The sequence below is a fragment of the Streptomyces sp. NPDC002306 genome (assembly GCF_053593435.1).
Genome location: NZ_JBSFCK010000057.1, coordinates 14,695 through 29,545, shown reverse-complemented (window position 1 = coordinate 29,545; position 14,851 = coordinate 14,695). Strand labels below are relative to the sequence as shown.

At 72.8% G+C, this 14,851-nt stretch carries 15 protein-coding genes; 7 read left to right on the top strand and 8 right to left on the bottom strand.

Annotation, left to right across the window (positions count from 1 at the left end):
* From ACWCQK_RS38845 to ACWCQK_RS38835, 3 genes are all read right to left on the bottom strand, one after another.
* The coding region (locus ACWCQK_RS38845) for a potassium-transporting ATPase subunit KdpA (protein ID WP_451163466.1) at positions 1-249 on the bottom strand (249 nt) is incomplete at its 3' end.
* A gap of 8 nt (positions 250-257) precedes the next feature.
* Complete coding sequence (gene kdpF, locus ACWCQK_RS38840; protein ID WP_016434100.1) at positions 258-347, bottom strand: K(+)-transporting ATPase subunit F; 90 nt, start codon at positions 345-347, stop codon at positions 258-260.
* Complete coding sequence (locus ACWCQK_RS38835) at positions 344-484, bottom strand: hypothetical protein (protein ID WP_451163464.1); 141 nt, start codon at positions 482-484, stop codon at positions 344-346. Before ACWCQK_RS38835 ends, kdpF begins: the two co-directional genes overlap by 4 nt.
* A 512-nt stretch (positions 485-996) precedes the next feature.
* On the opposite strand from ACWCQK_RS38835, the gene ACWCQK_RS38830 reads away from it, so the two are divergent.
* The gene (locus tag ACWCQK_RS38830) at positions 997-1,554 is read left to right on the top strand and encodes a hypothetical protein (RefSeq protein WP_451163462.1); all 558 of its coding nucleotides are present in this window, start codon (positions 997-999) and stop codon (positions 1,552-1,554) included.
* 84 nt (positions 1,555-1,638) lie between these two features.
* Here the strand turns inward: ACWCQK_RS38830 and ACWCQK_RS38825 are convergent, their stop codons facing one another.
* Positions 1,639-4,149 carry an ATP-binding protein gene (locus tag ACWCQK_RS38825; protein WP_451163460.1) on the bottom strand — a complete coding sequence of 837 codons (2,511 nt, stop codon included), beginning with the start codon at positions 4,147-4,149 and terminating at the stop codon, positions 1,639-1,641.
* A gap of 1,029 nt (positions 4,150-5,178) precedes the next feature.
* Between ACWCQK_RS38825 and ACWCQK_RS38820 the strand changes: the two genes are divergently transcribed.
* Together ACWCQK_RS38820 and ACWCQK_RS38815 are read left to right on the top strand one after the other, a co-directional pair.
* Positions 5,179-7,134, top strand: a complete 1,956-nt coding sequence (locus ACWCQK_RS38820) for an amino acid transporter (protein ID WP_451163458.1) — start codon at positions 5,179-5,181, stop codon at positions 7,132-7,134.
* Between the two features lie 117 nt (positions 7,135-7,251).
* Positions 7,252-7,770: a hypothetical protein gene (locus tag ACWCQK_RS38815; protein WP_451163456.1), complete on the top strand. Its 519-nt coding sequence runs from the start codon at positions 7,252-7,254 to the stop codon at positions 7,768-7,770.
* Here ACWCQK_RS38815 and ACWCQK_RS38810 read toward each other — a convergent pair.
* Positions 7,748-8,344 (bottom strand): DUF1707 SHOCT-like domain-containing protein, encoded by a 597-nt coding sequence (locus ACWCQK_RS38810; protein ID WP_451163454.1) that lies wholly within the window; start codon positions 8,342-8,344, stop codon positions 7,748-7,750. The genes ACWCQK_RS38815 and ACWCQK_RS38810 overlap by 23 nt on opposite strands.
* Before the next feature lie 106 nt (positions 8,345-8,450).
* Here ACWCQK_RS38810 and ACWCQK_RS38805 point away from each other — a divergent pair, with 106 nt between their 5' ends.
* A complete protein-coding gene (locus ACWCQK_RS38805) occupies positions 8,451-8,846 on the top strand; it encodes a TOBE domain-containing protein (protein WP_451163452.1) in 396 nt (131 codons plus the stop codon).
* A gap of 124 nt (positions 8,847-8,970) precedes the next feature.
* Here the strand turns inward: ACWCQK_RS38805 and ACWCQK_RS38800 are convergent, their stop codons facing one another.
* The 3 genes from ACWCQK_RS38800 to ACWCQK_RS38790 form a co-directional block, all read right to left on the bottom strand.
* Entirely contained in the window at positions 8,971-10,131 is a 1,161-nt protein-coding gene (locus ACWCQK_RS38800; RefSeq protein ID WP_451163450.1) for an NAD-dependent formate dehydrogenase, read from the bottom strand.
* Positions 10,132-10,235: 104 nt separating this feature from the next.
* A complete protein-coding gene (locus ACWCQK_RS38795) occupies positions 10,236-11,180 on the bottom strand; it encodes a LysR family transcriptional regulator (RefSeq protein WP_451163448.1) in 945 nt (314 codons plus the stop codon).
* Positions 11,181-11,268: 88 nt separating this feature from the next.
* Positions 11,269-11,742 (bottom strand): hypothetical protein, encoded by a 474-nt coding sequence (locus ACWCQK_RS38790; protein ID WP_451163446.1) that lies wholly within the window; start codon positions 11,740-11,742, stop codon positions 11,269-11,271.
* A gap of 215 nt (positions 11,743-11,957) precedes the next feature.
* On the opposite strand from ACWCQK_RS38790, the gene modA reads away from it, so the two are divergent.
* The 3 genes from modA to ACWCQK_RS38775 all read left to right on the top strand — a co-directional run bounded on the left by modA (position 11,958) and on the right by ACWCQK_RS38775 (position 14,810).
* Entirely contained in the window at positions 11,958-12,779 is an 822-nt protein-coding gene (gene modA / locus ACWCQK_RS38785; RefSeq protein ID WP_451163444.1) for a molybdate ABC transporter substrate-binding protein, read from the top strand.
* Entirely contained in the window at positions 12,776-13,633 is an 858-nt protein-coding gene (locus ACWCQK_RS38780) for an ABC transporter permease (RefSeq protein ID WP_451163442.1), read from the top strand. Before modA ends, ACWCQK_RS38780 begins: the two co-directional genes overlap by 4 nt.
* An 85-nt stretch (positions 13,634-13,718) precedes the next feature.
* A complete protein-coding gene (locus tag ACWCQK_RS38775) occupies positions 13,719-14,810 on the top strand; it encodes an ABC transporter ATP-binding protein (RefSeq protein WP_451163440.1) in 1,092 nt (363 codons plus the stop codon).
* Positions 14,811-14,851: the final 41 nt, after the last annotated feature.

The window sequence follows — 14,851 nt, the reverse complement described above, 5'->3', positions numbered from 1 at the left end:
GAGCCGCTGCAGCAGGTAGAGGAAGAGGACGCCGACGGCGGAGAAGGCCAGGACACCGCGCAGGTAAGCGGGCCAGCGCATCTCCGTGTTCGGATTGGCACCGATGCCCTTGTAGATCCACTTCTCGACGCGCCAGTGCTTGTCGGAGGAGTAGACCTTGGCCATGTAGTTGCCGAGGGGGACGTAGGCGAGTGCCAGCGCCGCCATGAGGGCGATCAGCTGGAGTACGCCGGCGAGTACGGGACCCATGTCGTGTCTCAGAACCTCTCCGGGAAGATCAGGGCGAGGACGAGATAGCCCAGCAGGGCGACGGCCACGACGAGGCCGACGATGTTCTCGGCGGTCACAGCTTCGTCACCCCCTTGGCGACGAAGGCCACCAGCGCGAAGACCGCGATCGTGGTGACGACGAAGGCCAGATCGGCCATCGTGAACTCCTGGAGTGAGGTTCGTTGGACGGGGACGATTCGAGGAAACAGCCTCACCGGCCGGATTCCGCCGCCGTTGACGTGTCCCTTACGGCGCGCTGCGGGCCCTTGACGGGACCCTGACGCCGACGACGGCACACGTCACGGACGCATATCGACGGCCGCCTCGGGCCCGTGCCGAGGCGGCGGGCGGGGCCCGTACCGGGGGCGCGGGACGACCTCGTACGGAGCACAGAGGGCGGGCCTCTGCCGAGGTCGCCCGACGGGTTCGTCCGGGCGGTGCGGGCGCGGCGGGCTCATGCCGACACCGGGTGGGACCGCGGGTCACGCGCGGTGCGGTGGACTCGTGGAAGGCCGCGCGGTGCACCCAGGGTGGGGCCGGAGCCCGGCGCCGGGGACCGCTCATTGCGCGTTCTTCGCGCCCGGCCGGCGGAGCTTGACACGTCGTTGACGGGTCGTGAGGCGCGCCACGCGCACGACGCTGCGACGGCGTCAAGAACCTCTCGCCACCCGTCAGCGTCACGTCAAGGCCCGTCGTGCCCGCCGGCCCGGTCCCTAGCGTCGGCCGCATGGGACACCGCGACGACACGCGACACGACCGGCCCGGGGCGGCCGGCCCACAGTCCGACGGGACGGCGTACGACCGCCGCTGGGCCCGGGACCTGGCCGACGCGGTCCGCTGTGCGGCCGTACTCCTCGGTCTGCTGCTCCTGATCGACGGTGGCGCGGGCTCGCTCACGCCGGGACGCGGCGCCCTGTGGTGCGCACTGGCCGTCCTGCTCTTCCTGGTGCTGTGCCCGGCCCGCGTCCGGGCCGGCGAGGGGTGGCTCGCCTCCCGCCGTCTGCTGCGCACCCGGCGCGTCCGCACCGACCGACTGGTCTCGGTGCGCTGCCTCGACGGCGTCTCCCCGCGACTGCTGCTCCGGGACGCCGACGGCGACCGGGTCGTGGTCGACCCCCGGGTCCTCGTCGCCAGCCCCGAACTCTGGGACCGTCTCGCGCAGGGCGCCCGCAGGTCGACGACCGACGGCACCCTGCTGTGCGGGGCGACCGCGCTGCGTCAGGTCGCGGAGCGAGTCGAACGGGAGACGGGGCCGAGCGTGTCACGCACCTCGGAACGCACATAGCCGTACGGGGCGTCTCCCCCACGTACGCCGTTCGCCGTTCGCCCGGAGCGGGTCGGCCGCACTCGTCACTCCGATCGCCCGGAGCTACTGCCGCGACGCTCCGCCCGGCCGGGACACCCCGATCGGGCATCCGCTCGGATCGGCCCGTTGGGCCAGCGGCAGGGAGACGACCATCGTCAGTCCTCCTCCGGGTGTGTCCTCGGGGGTGAGGGTCCCGCTCATCGCCTCGGTGAGGCCCCGGGCCAGGGCGAGGCCCAGGCCGAGTCCGGTGGTGTTGTCGGTGTCGCCGAGCCGCTGGAACGGCTCGAACAGGCGGTCCCGGCCGGTCGGCGGCAGCCCGGGTCCCCGGTCCACGACCCGCAGTTCCGCCCGCCCGCCCAGCACGCTCGCGGTCACGAGCACCCGGCCGCCGGGCGGGGTGTGCCGGGCCGCGTTGGTGACGAGGTTGGCGATCACGCGCTCCAGGAGCGGCGGATCGGCCAGCACCCCGGGGATCGCCTCCAGGGCGCCGACCTCGACGTCCGGGGTGTCCACGAGTGCCGCCGGGAGGACCTCCTCCAGGGCGGTGGCGCGCAGGTTCAGCCTCAGCACGCCCGCCTCCAGCCGGCTGAGGTCGAGGAGGTTCTCCACCAGCCGGTTGAGCTTGGCCATGGACTCGTCGGCGGTGGCGAGGAGTTCGTCGCGGTCCGCCGCGGAGAACTCCACGTCCCGGCTGCGCAGCGAGGCGACCGCCGCCCAGCCCGCGGCGAGCGGGGTGCGCAGGTCGTGGCCGACGGCCCGCAGCAACGCCGTACGCATCCGGTCGGCGGCCCGGACCGGTTCGACCTCGGCGGCGGCCTCGGCGAGCCGGGCCCGCTCCACCGCGGACCCGACATGCGCGGCGAACGCGGCGAGGACCCGTCGCTCGGACGACGACAGGGTGCGCCCGTGCAGCGCCAGGAAGGCGCCGGGGCCCGCGGGCACCGTGGTGACGCCGTCCGTGTCGGGAGGCTCGTCCACCAGTTCCGCCGACGCCATGCCGAAAGTCTCACGCGTGCGTTCCAGCAGGGCCGGGATGGTCTGGCCGCCGCGCACGATGCTGCCCGCGAGGGAGGACATGGTCTCGGCCTCGGCGGTGGCGCGGGCCGCGCGGCGCGACAGGCGCAGGGAGCGGTCGACGACCGCGGCGACGACGGCGGCCACCACCGCGAACACCACGAGGGCGAGCAGCGCGTTCGGGTCGTTCAGGGTGAACCGGCCGATGGGCGGGATGAACCAGTAGTTGAGCAGCAGGGACGCCGTGACGGAGGCGATCACCGCGGAGGCCACCCCGCCTATGCAGGCCACGCCCACCACGGCCAGCAGGAACAGCAGGGCGTCACTGGTCAGGTTGACCGTCCCGCGCGCCTGCGCGAGCAGGGCGGTGAGCAGCAGCGGGAGGACGAGTCCGGCGACGGGCCCGGCGATCAGCCGTGCGGTGGAGAGCGTACGGCGCCGGGACGGCAGCAGCGTGCCCCGGCCCGCCCGCTCGTGCGTGACCCGGTGCACGTCGATGTCGCCGGAGAGCGCCGTCACGGCTTCCCCCGTGCCCAGCCCGGTCAGGAACCGTTCCAGGCGGCCGCGCCTGCTGGCGCCCAGGACGAGCTGGGTGGCGTTCTCGGCGCGGGCGAACTCCACCAGCGTGCCGGCCACGTCGTCGCCGACCACCGAGTGGTAGCTGCCGCCGAGGTCCTCGACGAGCCTGCGCTGCCGGACGAGTGAGGCGTGCGAGACCCCGGCGACCAGGCTGTCGCTGCGGGCGACATGCACGGCGAGCAGGTCGCCGCCCGCGGACCGGTCGGCGATCCGGGCGGCCCGGCGGACGAGGGTGTCGCCCTCCGGCCCCCCGGTCAGGGCCACCACGACCCGCTCCCTGGTCTCCCACACCCCGCCGATCGCGTGCTCGGCCCGGTAGCTGTGCAGGGCTTCGTCGACCCGGTCGGCCACCCACAGCAGCGCCAACTGGCGCAGGGCGGTGAGGTTTCCGGGGCGGAAGTGGTTGGCGAGGGCCGCGTCGATCTCGTCGGCGGCGAAGATGTTCCCGTGCGCCATGCGTCGGCGCAGCCCCTCGGGCGGGATGTCCACGACCTCGATCTGCTGGGCCCGCCGTACGACCTCGTCGGGCAGCGTCTCGGGCTGGGGCACCCCGGTGATCTTCTCGACCACGTCCTTGAGGGATTCCAGGTGCTGGACGTCGACCGCCGTGACGACGTCGATGCCGGCCGCGAGCAGTTCCTCGACGTCCTGCCACCGCTTGGCATGGCGGCCCTCGCCGGGGACGTTGCGGTGGGCGAACTCGTCGACGAGCGCGATCTGCGGCCGGCGCGCGAGCACCGCGGCCAGGTCCATCTCCTCGGACTCCCCGCCGCGGTGGGCGCACCGGATCCGCGGCACGACCTCCAGGCCGTCGAGCATGGCCTCGGTGGCCGGGCGGCCGTGGCTCTCGGCGAACCCCACCACGACATCGGCGCCCCGCGCGGCCCGCCGGCGCGCCTCGTCGAGCATGCGGTACGTCTTGCCCACCCCCGGGGCCGCCCCGAGGTAGACCTTCAGCCGTCCGCGCCGTACGTCGTTCATCACTCTTCAGCGAACAACTCGGCAGGCCCGTGGGCGGGGGTCTTGACGCGTCCCTGGCGCGGCTTGCGGGGACGTTGACACGGTCTTGACGGGCAGCGGCGGGGCGGGTGGGCGGAGAGAGGCGGGCGCCCGTCCTCCGCCTCGACGGAACGCGGCCGGGCAGCCAGGCGACCGAGCGGCCGGGCGGCCGGGCAGGCGGGCGTCCTCAAGCGGGGCCGCCGACAGCCGAAACCGGGCTACGGCGGCCGAGGCCCCGGCCGCGCGCGGGCACCCGGGCCGGGGCGACGACAGGCAGGACCGTGGCCGCGCGCGAGAGGCGCGGCCGCGCGGGCCCGGTGGCCCGCGGGCGGCGGCGCGGAGCGGCCCGCGCGGCCACGGTCCGGTGCCGGAGGGAGTTCCGGGGCCCTCCCGTCCGCGCCCCTCGCGAGGCCGCGGACCGGGAGTGCGCCCGGACGGGACGACTTCCCTCCTCCTCCATGGCTGGGCGGCGGCCTCCCCCTGAGGTCCTCCGACCGTGATGGGTCACGGTCCCTCCCGCTCCGAGCCACGGACGGTCATCCGTCCCCCGTGCCGTTCAGTCTGTGACCGTGCCGGCCGGGTCCGGGCGTCGTTGACGCCCCCCTGACGCCTTCTCAGGCGCGCTTGTCACGCCCTTGACGGCAACCGGGCGCATCCGCGCGTCAGCGCGACGCCCTCTGTGTCGCCCCTCACCCGCGGACCACCGGTTCCCACCGGCTCCCGACCGCACGCGATCCCGCGCCCCTCGACGCGCGTGACGCTGCGTGTCCGCCCGGCGTTCACCGGACCGGAACCGACCGCTTCTCCCCCATACAGCCCAACCCGGGCCGGACCGCTCCTCGCGTCCGTCTTTTGATGCGCGCGCCACGCGAACGTGGCCAGTCTTAACGGAAGCTTGACGCCCACCGCTCCAAGATCCGTGGGCCCACGCGTCACTCTCTGCATACGCTGGTGCCGCCGTCCGCGTGATGGCCGAAACCACACGCTGAGCCACACCTCAGGAGCACGCCGATGGCCACGACCGATCATGCGCCCCCCAGTCGCCTGCGCGCCTGGATGCTGGAGGGCCTGTCCGACATGGGCAAGGGCGGCGGCCACCAGGGACCCCACACGCAGCCGGAGCCCGCGCACAAGGGGCAGCGTTGGTGGCGGGTGATGTGCCTGACCGGTGTCGACTACTTCTCGACCCTCGGCTACCAGCCGGGCATCGCGGCCCTCGCGGCCGGTCTGCTGTCACCCGTCGCGACCATCGTGCTGGTGATCGTCACGCTGGCGGGCGCCCTGCCCGTGTACCGGCGGGTGGCCGAGGAGAGTCCGCGCGGTGAGGGCTCGATCGCGATGCTGGAGCGGCTGCTGTCGTTCTGGCAGGGCAAACTGTTCGTGCTCACCCTGCTCGGGTTCGCGGCCACCGACTTCCTGATCACCATCACCCTGTCGGCGGCGGACGCCTCGACCCACCTGGTCGAGAACCCGCACCTGAACGACGCCCTGCACGACCGGCAGATGCTGATCACCCTGATCCTGGTGGCACTGCTCGGCGCGGTGTTCCTCAAGGGCTTCCTGGAGGCGATCGGCGTCGCCGTCGCCCTGGTGGGCATCTATCTCGCGCTGAACGTCGTCGTCGTGATCGTCGGCCTGTGGCACGTCGCCTCCGCCGGACACGTGGTCACGGACTGGTCCACCGCCCTGACCGCCGAACACGGCAACGTCTTCGCCATGATCGGCGTGGCCCTGCTGGTCTTCCCCAAACTCGCGCTCGGCCTCTCCGGATTCGAGACCGGCGTCGCCGTGATGCCGCACGTCGAGGGCGACCCGGACGACACCGAGGAAGCGCCGACCGGCCGTATCCGGGACACCAAGAAGCTGCTCACCACGGCGGCCCTGATCATGAGCTGCTTCCTGATCGCCACCAGCTTCATCACCACCCTGCTGATCCCGGAGAAGGAGTTCGAGTCCGGCGGCCAGGCCAACGGACGCGCGCTGGCCTTCCTCGCGCACGAGTACCTGGGCAACGTCTTCGGCACGGTCTACGACGCCTCGACGATCGCGATCCTGTGGTTCGCCGGCGCCTCCGCCATGGCCGGGCTGCTGAACCTGATGCCGCGCTATCTGCCCCGCTACGGCATGGCCCCGCACTGGGCACGTGCCGTCCGTCCCATGGTCATCGTCTTCACCCTGGTCGGCTTCCTGGTCACCTGGATCTTCGACGCCGACGTCGACGCCCAGGGCGGCGCGTACGCGACCGGCGTGCTGGTGCTCATCAGCTCCGCGGCGATCGCCGTGACCATCGCCGCCCGCAAGGCCGGGCAGCGCAACTGGGCCATCGGGTTCGCGGTCATCTCGGCGGTGTTCCTCTACACGACGGTCGTGAACGTCATCGAGCGTCCCGACGGTGTGAAGATCGGTGCCTGCTTCATCGCCGGCATCATCCTCGTCTCGCTGCTGTCCCGGCTGGCCCGCGCCTTCGAGCTGCGGGTGACCAGCGTGACGCTGGACGACATGGCGGCCCGCTTCGTCCGGGACATGGCCAGCCGGAAGATCCGGTTCATCGCCAACGAGCCCGACCAGCGGGACAAGGCCGAGTACCGCGACAAGATCGAGCAGATCCGCCAGGACAACGACATCCCCGGCCAGGAGGACTTCGTCTTCGTCGAGGTGACGGTGACCGACCCGTCCGAGTTCGAGGCGGGCCTGACCGTACGCGGCGAGGTCCTGCACAACCGCTACCGCGTGCTGACCCTGGAGTCCGCCTCCATCCCCAACGCGCTGGCCGCGCTGCTCCTGCACGTCCGCGACACCACCGGCTGCACCCCGCACATCTACTTCGAGTGGACCGAGGGCAACCCGTTCGCCAACTTCCTGCGCTTCTTCCTCTTCGGCCAGGGCGAGGTCGCCCCGGTCACCCGTGAGGTGCTGCGCGAGGCGGAGCCCGACCGTGACCGCAGGCCCCGGGTGCACACCGGCTGAGCGCGCGACCGGGTCCCGCCCCGGCGACGTCAGGTCACCGTCAGGATCCGACCGCGGGGCGTCAGGGCCACGTCAGTGCCCGTCCCCCGCGGGAGCACCGGCCCTACCGTCGGCTCCATGCAACGCACCGCACCCCTCCCCCCGGACGGCGACCGTCACTGGCGGCACGGCGCCCGGTTCGCGGTGGGCTGTGCCCTGGTCTTCTGCGGCCTGACCTTCCTGCTCGACTGGAACGCCGGCACCCTGACCCCGGCGCGCGCCCTGCTGTGGCCGGCCCTCTCCGCCGTGTTGTTGCTGATCCTGCTGCCGCAGCGCGTCACCGCGGGCTCCGGCTGGCTGGCGGTGCGCGGTCCCGTACGCGCGCAAGTGATCCGTACCGACGCGCTGACGGACGTACGGCAGTACCCCGGTGTCTCCGCGCATCTGGTCCTGCGGGACGCCTACGGCCAACGGCTGGAGCTCGACCCCCGGGTGCTGGTGGCCAACCCGCTGCTCTGGCACGACCTGGACACGGGGGTGCGCCGCTCGCGCGAACGCGGCACGCTGCGCCAGGGATCCGAGGTGCTGGCGCGGCTGGGCCGCGAGATCGACGACGCGACCGCGCGCGCCGTGCTCAGGGAGTCGGGGATCTCCTGAACAGCGTGCGCCGTGGCGGACGCGTCTGGAACCGCCCGTAACGCATCCGTCCGACGATCTCCACCCGCAGGACGACCGGGGTGTCCGGTCCGCCCGCCGGACGGGCTTTGACGTCGGCGCATTCCATCACCAGGGAGTCGATGTCCACGACGACACCCGGCCGGGTCACCAGCCGCAGGGTGCCCGCGCTCATGTCGAGGTCGACGCGGAGCGTGTCGTGCGTGATCACCGCCCGGGTGAAGTCGAGGGTGACGTCGCCCCAGGCGGAGTCGATCACCATCCGGCGGGGCACCACCCAGCCGCCGTCGCGCACCGCCGAACTGCCGTGCTGCTCGACGCGCACCACGTCCTTGGCCTCGGCCTGCGAGTCCGCCGCGGGCAGGTCGGCCGTCAGCGCGGCCAACTCCGCGAGGGTGCGCGCGGACAGGGCGGCTCCCACGCGCTCGTCGAGCTCCTCCGCGGTCAGCCGGCCGTCCCCCGCGGCGGCACTCAGCGCGTCCACGACCCGGTCCCGGTCCGCGTGCGAGGCCCGCAGCGCGGGGAGCGCCCCCGGGTGCGCGAGTTCAGCCGGCATTCCCTCACCCCGATCGTCATCCACGAGGACTAACGCTATATCGCGTTATACCCATCGGCCAACCCCGTGTCCGCCGCAGAGTGTGCGCGGCCCTATCGTGACTCGCATGCAGTCCTACACGATCGGCCAGGCGGCGCGGCTGCTCGGCGTGAGCCCCGACACCGCCCGCCGCTGGGCGGACGCCGGCCGGATGGCCACCCATCGCGACGACAGCGGCCGCCGCCTCATCGAGGGCAAGGACCTGGCCGCGTTCTCCGTCGAGCTCGCCAAGGCCGGCACCACCGAGGAGGAGACCTCGTACACCTCGGTGCGCAACGCCTTCCCCGGCATCGTCACCGCCATCAAGCTCGGCGATGTGGCGGCCCAGGTCGAGATCCAGGCGGGCCCGCACCGCCTGGTCTCCCTGCTCACCCGTGAGGCCGTGGAGGATCTGGGCCTGGAGGTCGGGATGGAGGCCACCGCCCGGGTGAAGTCGACGAACGTGCACATCGACCGCGCCTGAACGGTGCGCGGTGGCCCCCGCCGTTCGCCGGGTGACGCGGTGGATCACCCGGCGACGGGGTGCTCACCGGGCGACGGAGCGGTCCGCCCGGTGAGCGGAGTCGTTCACCCGGCCACGGAGTCGCTCACTCGGTGACCGAGTAGGAGTGCGCGCCGGCCCCGGCCAGCGCGCCCCCGTCCACGATCAGGTACTCCTCCCGCAGCGGCCGGCCGCCGAACCAGGACTCCAGGATCTCCCGGGTCCCGGCCGCGTACCGGGCCTGCGCGGACAGCGACGAGCCGGAGATGTGCGGCGTCATGCCGTGGTGCGGCATGCTGCGCCACGGATGGTCGGCGGGAGCGGGCTGCGGGAACCAGACATCGCCCGCGTAGCCCGCCAGCCGACCGCCGCGCAGCGCCCGTTCGACGGCGTCCCGGTCCACGATCAGCGCCCGCGCGGTGTTGACGAGGTAGGCGCCGCGCTTCATCGAGCCGAGCAGCTTGTCGCCGAACAGCCCCTCCGTCTCCGGGTGGAGGGGCGCGTTGACCGTCACCACGTCACAGTGCGGCAGCATGTCCTCGGTGCTCTCGTGGAAGGTCAGCCCCAGCTCCGCCTCCACCGCCCGGGGCAGCCGGTGCCGGTCGGTGTAGTGCAGCCGCACGTCGAACGGCGCGAGCCGGCGCAGCACCGCGAGGCCGATCCGCCCGGCCGCCACCGTGCCGACGTGCATGCCCTCCAGGTCGTACGAACGGGCCACGCAGTCCGCGATGTTCCAGCCGCCGTCGCGCACGACCTGGTGGGACGGCAGGTAGTTGCGGACGAGGGACAGCGTCATCATCACCACGTGCTCGGCGACGCTGATGCTGTTGCAGTACGTCACCTCGGCGACCGTCACCCCATGGGTGATCGCCGCGTCGAGGTCGACGTGGTCGGAGCCGATGCCCGCGGTGATCGCCAGCTTGAGGTTCCTGGCGGCGGCCATGCGCTCGGCGGTCAGGTAGGCCGGCCAGAACGGCTGTGAGATCACCACGTCGGCGTCCACGAGCTCCCGGTCGAAGACCGAACCGTCGCCGTCCTTGTCGGAGGTGACGACGAGGGTGTGGCCGGCGGCCTCCAGGAAGCCGCGCAGGCCGAGTTCACCGGAGACGCTGCCGAGGAGGTGGCCCGGGGTGAAGTCGACCGCCTCGGGGGTCGGGGTGGTCTGGCCGCCCGGGTAGTGGCCGATCGTGGGCAGATCGTCACGGGCGTACGAGGTCGGGTATCCGTCGGTGGGGTCGTCGTACAGGACACAGAGCACCTTGGCCATGTCGCGGCTCCTCAACTCCGTCTCGGGAAGGTGCACTTCACGATCCTCGGGGTGATTCGCCCAGGTCAAAACGAATGTCGCTATGCCGAGATAGCCCGCTTCTATCAACCGCCGCGTCCAACGGGCCCGCCCAGGTAGCTGTGCAGCAGTTCGTCCAGCGCGTCCCGGACCCCGGCTTCCCGAGCCACCGCCACCAGCGCGTCCGCCAGGACCGACCGGGGTTCGCCACGGGCGACGACCAGCCCGACCCGCGGTCCGTGCGCGGGCCCCACCAGCGGCACCACCCGCATTCCGTCCGGCACACCGAACATGTGCAGCCACGCGTGCGATATCACGCTGGACCAACGGCCGCCGGGCAGGTGCGCGTACAGTCCGGCGACGCTGTCCGACTCGATCGCCGGCGCGGCCACCGCCCCGTCGGCGGCGAAGCACTCGTCGATGATCCGCCGGTTGCGCATGCGTGGATCGAGCAGACACAGCGGCATCGCGGCGGCCTGCGACCAGCGGGCGGTGCGGGCCTCGCCCAACGCGCCGCCGACAGGCGTGAGCAGCACGTACCGCTCCTCGTAGAGCGGCAGCCGGCGCATTTTGCGCAGCGTGTCGTCCTCCAGGTACGTCATCGCCGCGTCCAGCTCGAACTCGCCGAGCCCGTGCGTGATGTCGGCCGAGGACAGCGACTGGAGAGCGACCCGGGCCCGTGGGTGGCGGTCGCAGAACGGCGTGGTGAGCAGGGAGGCGACGGGCAGCGCGGTGGGCACGACCCCCAGGCGCAGCGTGCCGGTCAGTCCGCCGCGCAGCACCGACAGTTCCTGGTGCAGGGCGTCGCGCTCGGCAAGGATGCGGTGCGCCCAGGCCAGGACGAGCTCCCCCTCCGGGGTCAGTCCCTCGTACCGCCGCCCGCGCCGCACCACCGGCACGCCCAGTTCGTGTTCCAGACGGCGGATCGCCGCGGACAGTGAGGGCTGCGAGACATGACAGGCGGCGGCCGCCCGCGCGAAGTGGCGCTCGCGCGCGAGGGCGACGAGGTACTCCAGCTGACGCAGCAGCATGCCCGGCCTCCGTGCCTTCGCTCTTACGGCGAGACGGTGTCCGCGTCGGCCTCAAACTCGAACTCGGCCTCGAACTCGGCGGGCGCGGTCACCGCCCGTCCCACCGGTCGCCGCCGCCGCGTCGGCCGTCGTAGGACCCGTCGACCCGGATCGCGCCGATGCCGCTGATGTGCCGGGCCCCGCAGCGGTCCTGGGGCAGCACGAGCTGGGGTCCGGCCTGGTCGAGGGCGGCGTCGTCGATGCTCACCGCGAGCAGCACGGGGGCATCGGCGAAGTCGGGGTCGATCTCCGCCCAGGACAGCAGGGCGCGGTGTCCGTCCGCGCCGGTGACGGCGATCAGGAAGCGCAGCCGGTCCTTGCGCCGGACCGGGTCGAAACCCGGTCCCGCGTCGGACAGCACGTCGTACAGGAGCGGTCCGCTGAACCAGTGGGGCTGCGGGCCGCTGGTGGCGCAGTCGAAGGTGACCCGCACCCGGTGCTGGCGCCAGCCGAACAGGTCCGGCACGGTCAGCCGGACCGGGCGGGCGAGGTCGCCGGTCAGGGAGAGCTCCGCGAGCTTCACGTGCCACCACCTCCCGGATGACGGTACCCGGACGGTGGCCCCGTACAAACGCACATGCGCACGCCAACCCTGGATCATCGCAGATCATGCGATGCAACAGGAGACTTACACCTCGCAAGTGCGGCAGTATCATCGCCGAAGCCGAACGGTCCGTCAGGGGCCGTGACGGGGCCCGGCCGGCCCTGACGTGAAGCCGTAGAGGGAGTAGACCCGTGATGACCCGTCCCGCACGCCGGACCCGCCGCACCCTGCAGATGGCCGGGGCGGGCGCCGCCGCGCTGCTGGCGCTCAGCGCCTGCTCGTCCTCGGACCCGTCCGCCGCGTCGGACGCCTCGGCGTCGGCGTCCTCCTCCCCGAAGCTCTCCGGCACGGTGACCGTGTTCGCCGCGGCCTCGCTGAAGGAGAGCTTCACGACCCTGGGCGAGAAGTTCGAGAAGGAGCACCCGGGGACGAAGGTCACCTTCAACTTCGGTGGCAGTGACACGCTCGCCGCGAGCATCACCGGCGGCGCCCCGGCCGACGTGTTCGCCGCCGCCAGCCCCAAGACCATGAAGATCGTGACGGACGCGGGGGACGCCTCCGGCACCCCCGCCACCTTCGTGCGCAACCAGCTGGAGATCGCCACTCTGCCGGGCAACCCCGACAAGATCGCCTCCCTGAAGGACCTCACCAAGTCCGGCCTGAAGGTCGTACTGTGCGACAAGACCGTGCCGTGCGGTGCCGCCGCCCAGAAGGCCCTGGAGGCCGCCGCCCTCGAACTCACCCCGGTCTCCTACGAACAGGACGTCAAGAGTGCCCTGACGAAGGTCGAGCTGAAGGAGGCCGACGCCGCGGTCGTCTACCAGACCGATGTGCACGCGGCGGGTGACAAGGTGGAGGGTGTGGAGTTCCCCGAGTCCGCCGGCGCCATCAACGACTACCCGATCGTCCTCCTCAAGGACGCCCCCAACGCCGAGGCCGCCAAGGCGTTCGTGGCGCTGGTGCGGTCCGCGGAGGGCGGGCAGGTGCTGACCGGGGCCGGGTTCCTCAAGCCGTGACCCCGACCGACAAGGCCGACGCCGCGGGCGACACCCTTGAAGGGGGTCCGCGGCGCGGCCGCGTCCGCGCGGGCACCCGGGGCGTCCCGCTCCCCCTGCTGGTGCCCGCCCTGGTGGGACTCGCGTTCCTGCTGCTCCCCCTGCTCGCCCTGCTCGTACGGGCGCCCTGGAGCAGCATGCCCGAGCAGCTGACCAGCACGGAGGTCTGGCAGGCGCTCCAGCTGTCCCTGGTCTGCGCCACGGCGGCGACCGCGGTGAGCCTGGTCATCGGCGTCCCCCTGGCCTGGGTGCTGGCCCGTACGGACTTCCCCGGCCGGGGTTTCCTGCGTGCCCTGGTGACCCTGCCGCTCGTGCTGCCGCCGGTGGTCGGCGGTGTGGCGCTGCTGCTCGCCCTCGGCCGCAACGGGGTCGTGGGGAAGTGGCTGGACGCCTGGTTCGGGATCACCCTGCCGTTCACCTCGGCGGGCGTCGTCATCGCGGAGACGTTCGTGGCGATGCCGTTCCTCGTCATCAGCGTCGAGGGCACCCTGCGGGCCGCCGACCCCCGCTACGAGGAGGCGGCCGCCACCCTGGGCGCCTCCCGCTTCACCGCGTTCCGCCGGGTCACGCTGCCGCTGATCGCCCCGGGCATCGCGGCGGGCGCCGTGCTCGCCTGGGCCCGCGCGCTCGGCGAGTTCGGCGCGACGATCACCTTCGCGGGCAACTTCCCGGGCCGCACCCAGACCATGCCCCTCGCCGTCTACCTCGCGCTGCAGAGCGATCCCGAGGCGGCGATCGCCCTCAGCCTGGTGCTGCTGGCCGTGTCGATCGCGGTACTGGCGGGACTGCGGGACCGTTGGATGACCGCGTCATGACACCACCCCAGGCCGCCGGGCCATGGCGCCCGGCCCACCACGAACAGCTCTGTTCCTGTCCCCCAGCACGTCGGACGATTCCTTCATGACCGATCCCGGCGCCACCAAGGCCGCCCCCGCCGCCGCGGGCGCTCACGACCAGGGCCTCGACGCCCGTCTCGTCGTGGACCGCGGCGTCTTCCGCCTCGACATCGCCCTGACCGCGGCTCCGGGTGACGTCGTCGCCCTGCTCGGCCCGAACGGCGCCGGCAAGACCACGGCCCTGCGGGTCCTCGCCGGACTCGTCCCGCTCACCGACGGTCATCTACGACTCGACGGCGTCCCGCTGGACCGGACGCCTCCCGAGTCCCGCCCGGTCGGCGTGGTCTTCCAGGACTATCTGCTCTTCCCGCACCTGACGGCGCTGGACAACGTGGCGTTCGGTCCGCGCTGCCAAGGCGCCTCCAAGGCGGAAGCCCGTGCGCGGGCCGCCGAGTGGCTGGACCGGATGGGCCTGGCCGACCACACCGGCGCCAGACCGCGCCGGCTGTCGGGCGGTCAGGCCCAGCGGGTCGCCCTGGCCCGCGCCCTGGCCACCAGCCCGCGACTACTGCTCCTCGACGAACCCCTCGCCGCCCTCGACGCCCGCACCCGGCTGGAGGTACGGGCTCAACTCCGCCGTCATCTGGCCGAGTTCGAGGCGGTCGCCGTGCTGGTGACCCATGACCCGCTGGACGCCATGGTGCTGGCCGACCGCCTGGTCGTCGTCGAGCACGGGCGCGTCGTCCAGGAGGGCACCCCGTCCGACATCGCCCGCCATCCGCGTACGGACTACATCGCGCAACTGGTCGGTCTGAACCTGTACAGAGGGCAGGCCGACGGGCACACGGTCCGCCTCGAGGCCGGCCCCGCCCTCACCACCACCGAACTCCTGTCGGGCCCGGTCTTCGTGGCCTTCCCGCCGAGCGCGGTCACCCTCCACGGCAGCCGCCCCACCGGCTCCAGCGCCCGTAACCTGTGGCGTTGCGAGGTAGCGGGTCTGGAGACCCACGGCGACCAGATCCGTGCCGACCTCACCGGCGAGCTCCCGCTCGCCGCGGCCCTGACCACGGTGGCCGCGGCCGAACTCGACCTGCGCCCCGGCGCACCGGTCTGGGCGACGGTGAAGGCGACCCAGACCCACGCCTACCCGGCCTGAGCGGCCCGGCGGCGACCCGCACAAGGACGCGGAAGCCCCAC

What these genes read in the sequence shown, in the direction of transcription:
- ACWCQK_RS38810 (WP_451163454.1), bottom strand. Translation starts at nt 8,344, where the DNA reads ATGCCGGCTGAACTCGCGCACCCGGGGGCGCTCCCCGCGCTGCGGGCC.
- modA (WP_451163444.1), top strand. Translation starts at nt 11,958, where the DNA reads ATGACCCGTCCCGCACGCCGGACCCGCCGCACCCTGCAGATGGCCGGG.
- ACWCQK_RS38825 (WP_451163460.1), bottom strand. Translation starts at nt 4,149, where the DNA reads ATGAACGACGTACGGCGCGGACGGCTGAAGGTCTACCTCGGGGCGGCC.
- ACWCQK_RS38830 (WP_451163462.1), top strand. Translation starts at nt 997, where the DNA reads ATGGGACACCGCGACGACACGCGACACGACCGGCCCGGGGCGGCCGGC.
- ACWCQK_RS38805 (WP_451163452.1), top strand. Translation starts at nt 8,451, where the DNA reads ATGCAGTCCTACACGATCGGCCAGGCGGCGCGGCTGCTCGGCGTGAGC.
- ACWCQK_RS38800 (WP_451163450.1), bottom strand. Translation starts at nt 10,131, where the DNA reads ATGGCCAAGGTGCTCTGTGTCCTGTACGACGACCCCACCGACGGATAC.
- ACWCQK_RS38815 (WP_451163456.1), top strand. Translation starts at nt 7,252, where the DNA reads ATGCAACGCACCGCACCCCTCCCCCCGGACGGCGACCGTCACTGGCGG.
- ACWCQK_RS38775 (WP_451163440.1), top strand. Translation starts at nt 13,719, where the DNA reads ATGACCGATCCCGGCGCCACCAAGGCCGCCCCCGCCGCCGCGGGCGCT.
- ACWCQK_RS38820 (WP_451163458.1), top strand. Translation starts at nt 5,179, where the DNA reads ATGGCCACGACCGATCATGCGCCCCCCAGTCGCCTGCGCGCCTGGATG.
- ACWCQK_RS38795 (WP_451163448.1), bottom strand. Translation starts at nt 11,180, where the DNA reads ATGCTGCTGCGTCAGCTGGAGTACCTCGTCGCCCTCGCGCGCGAGCGC.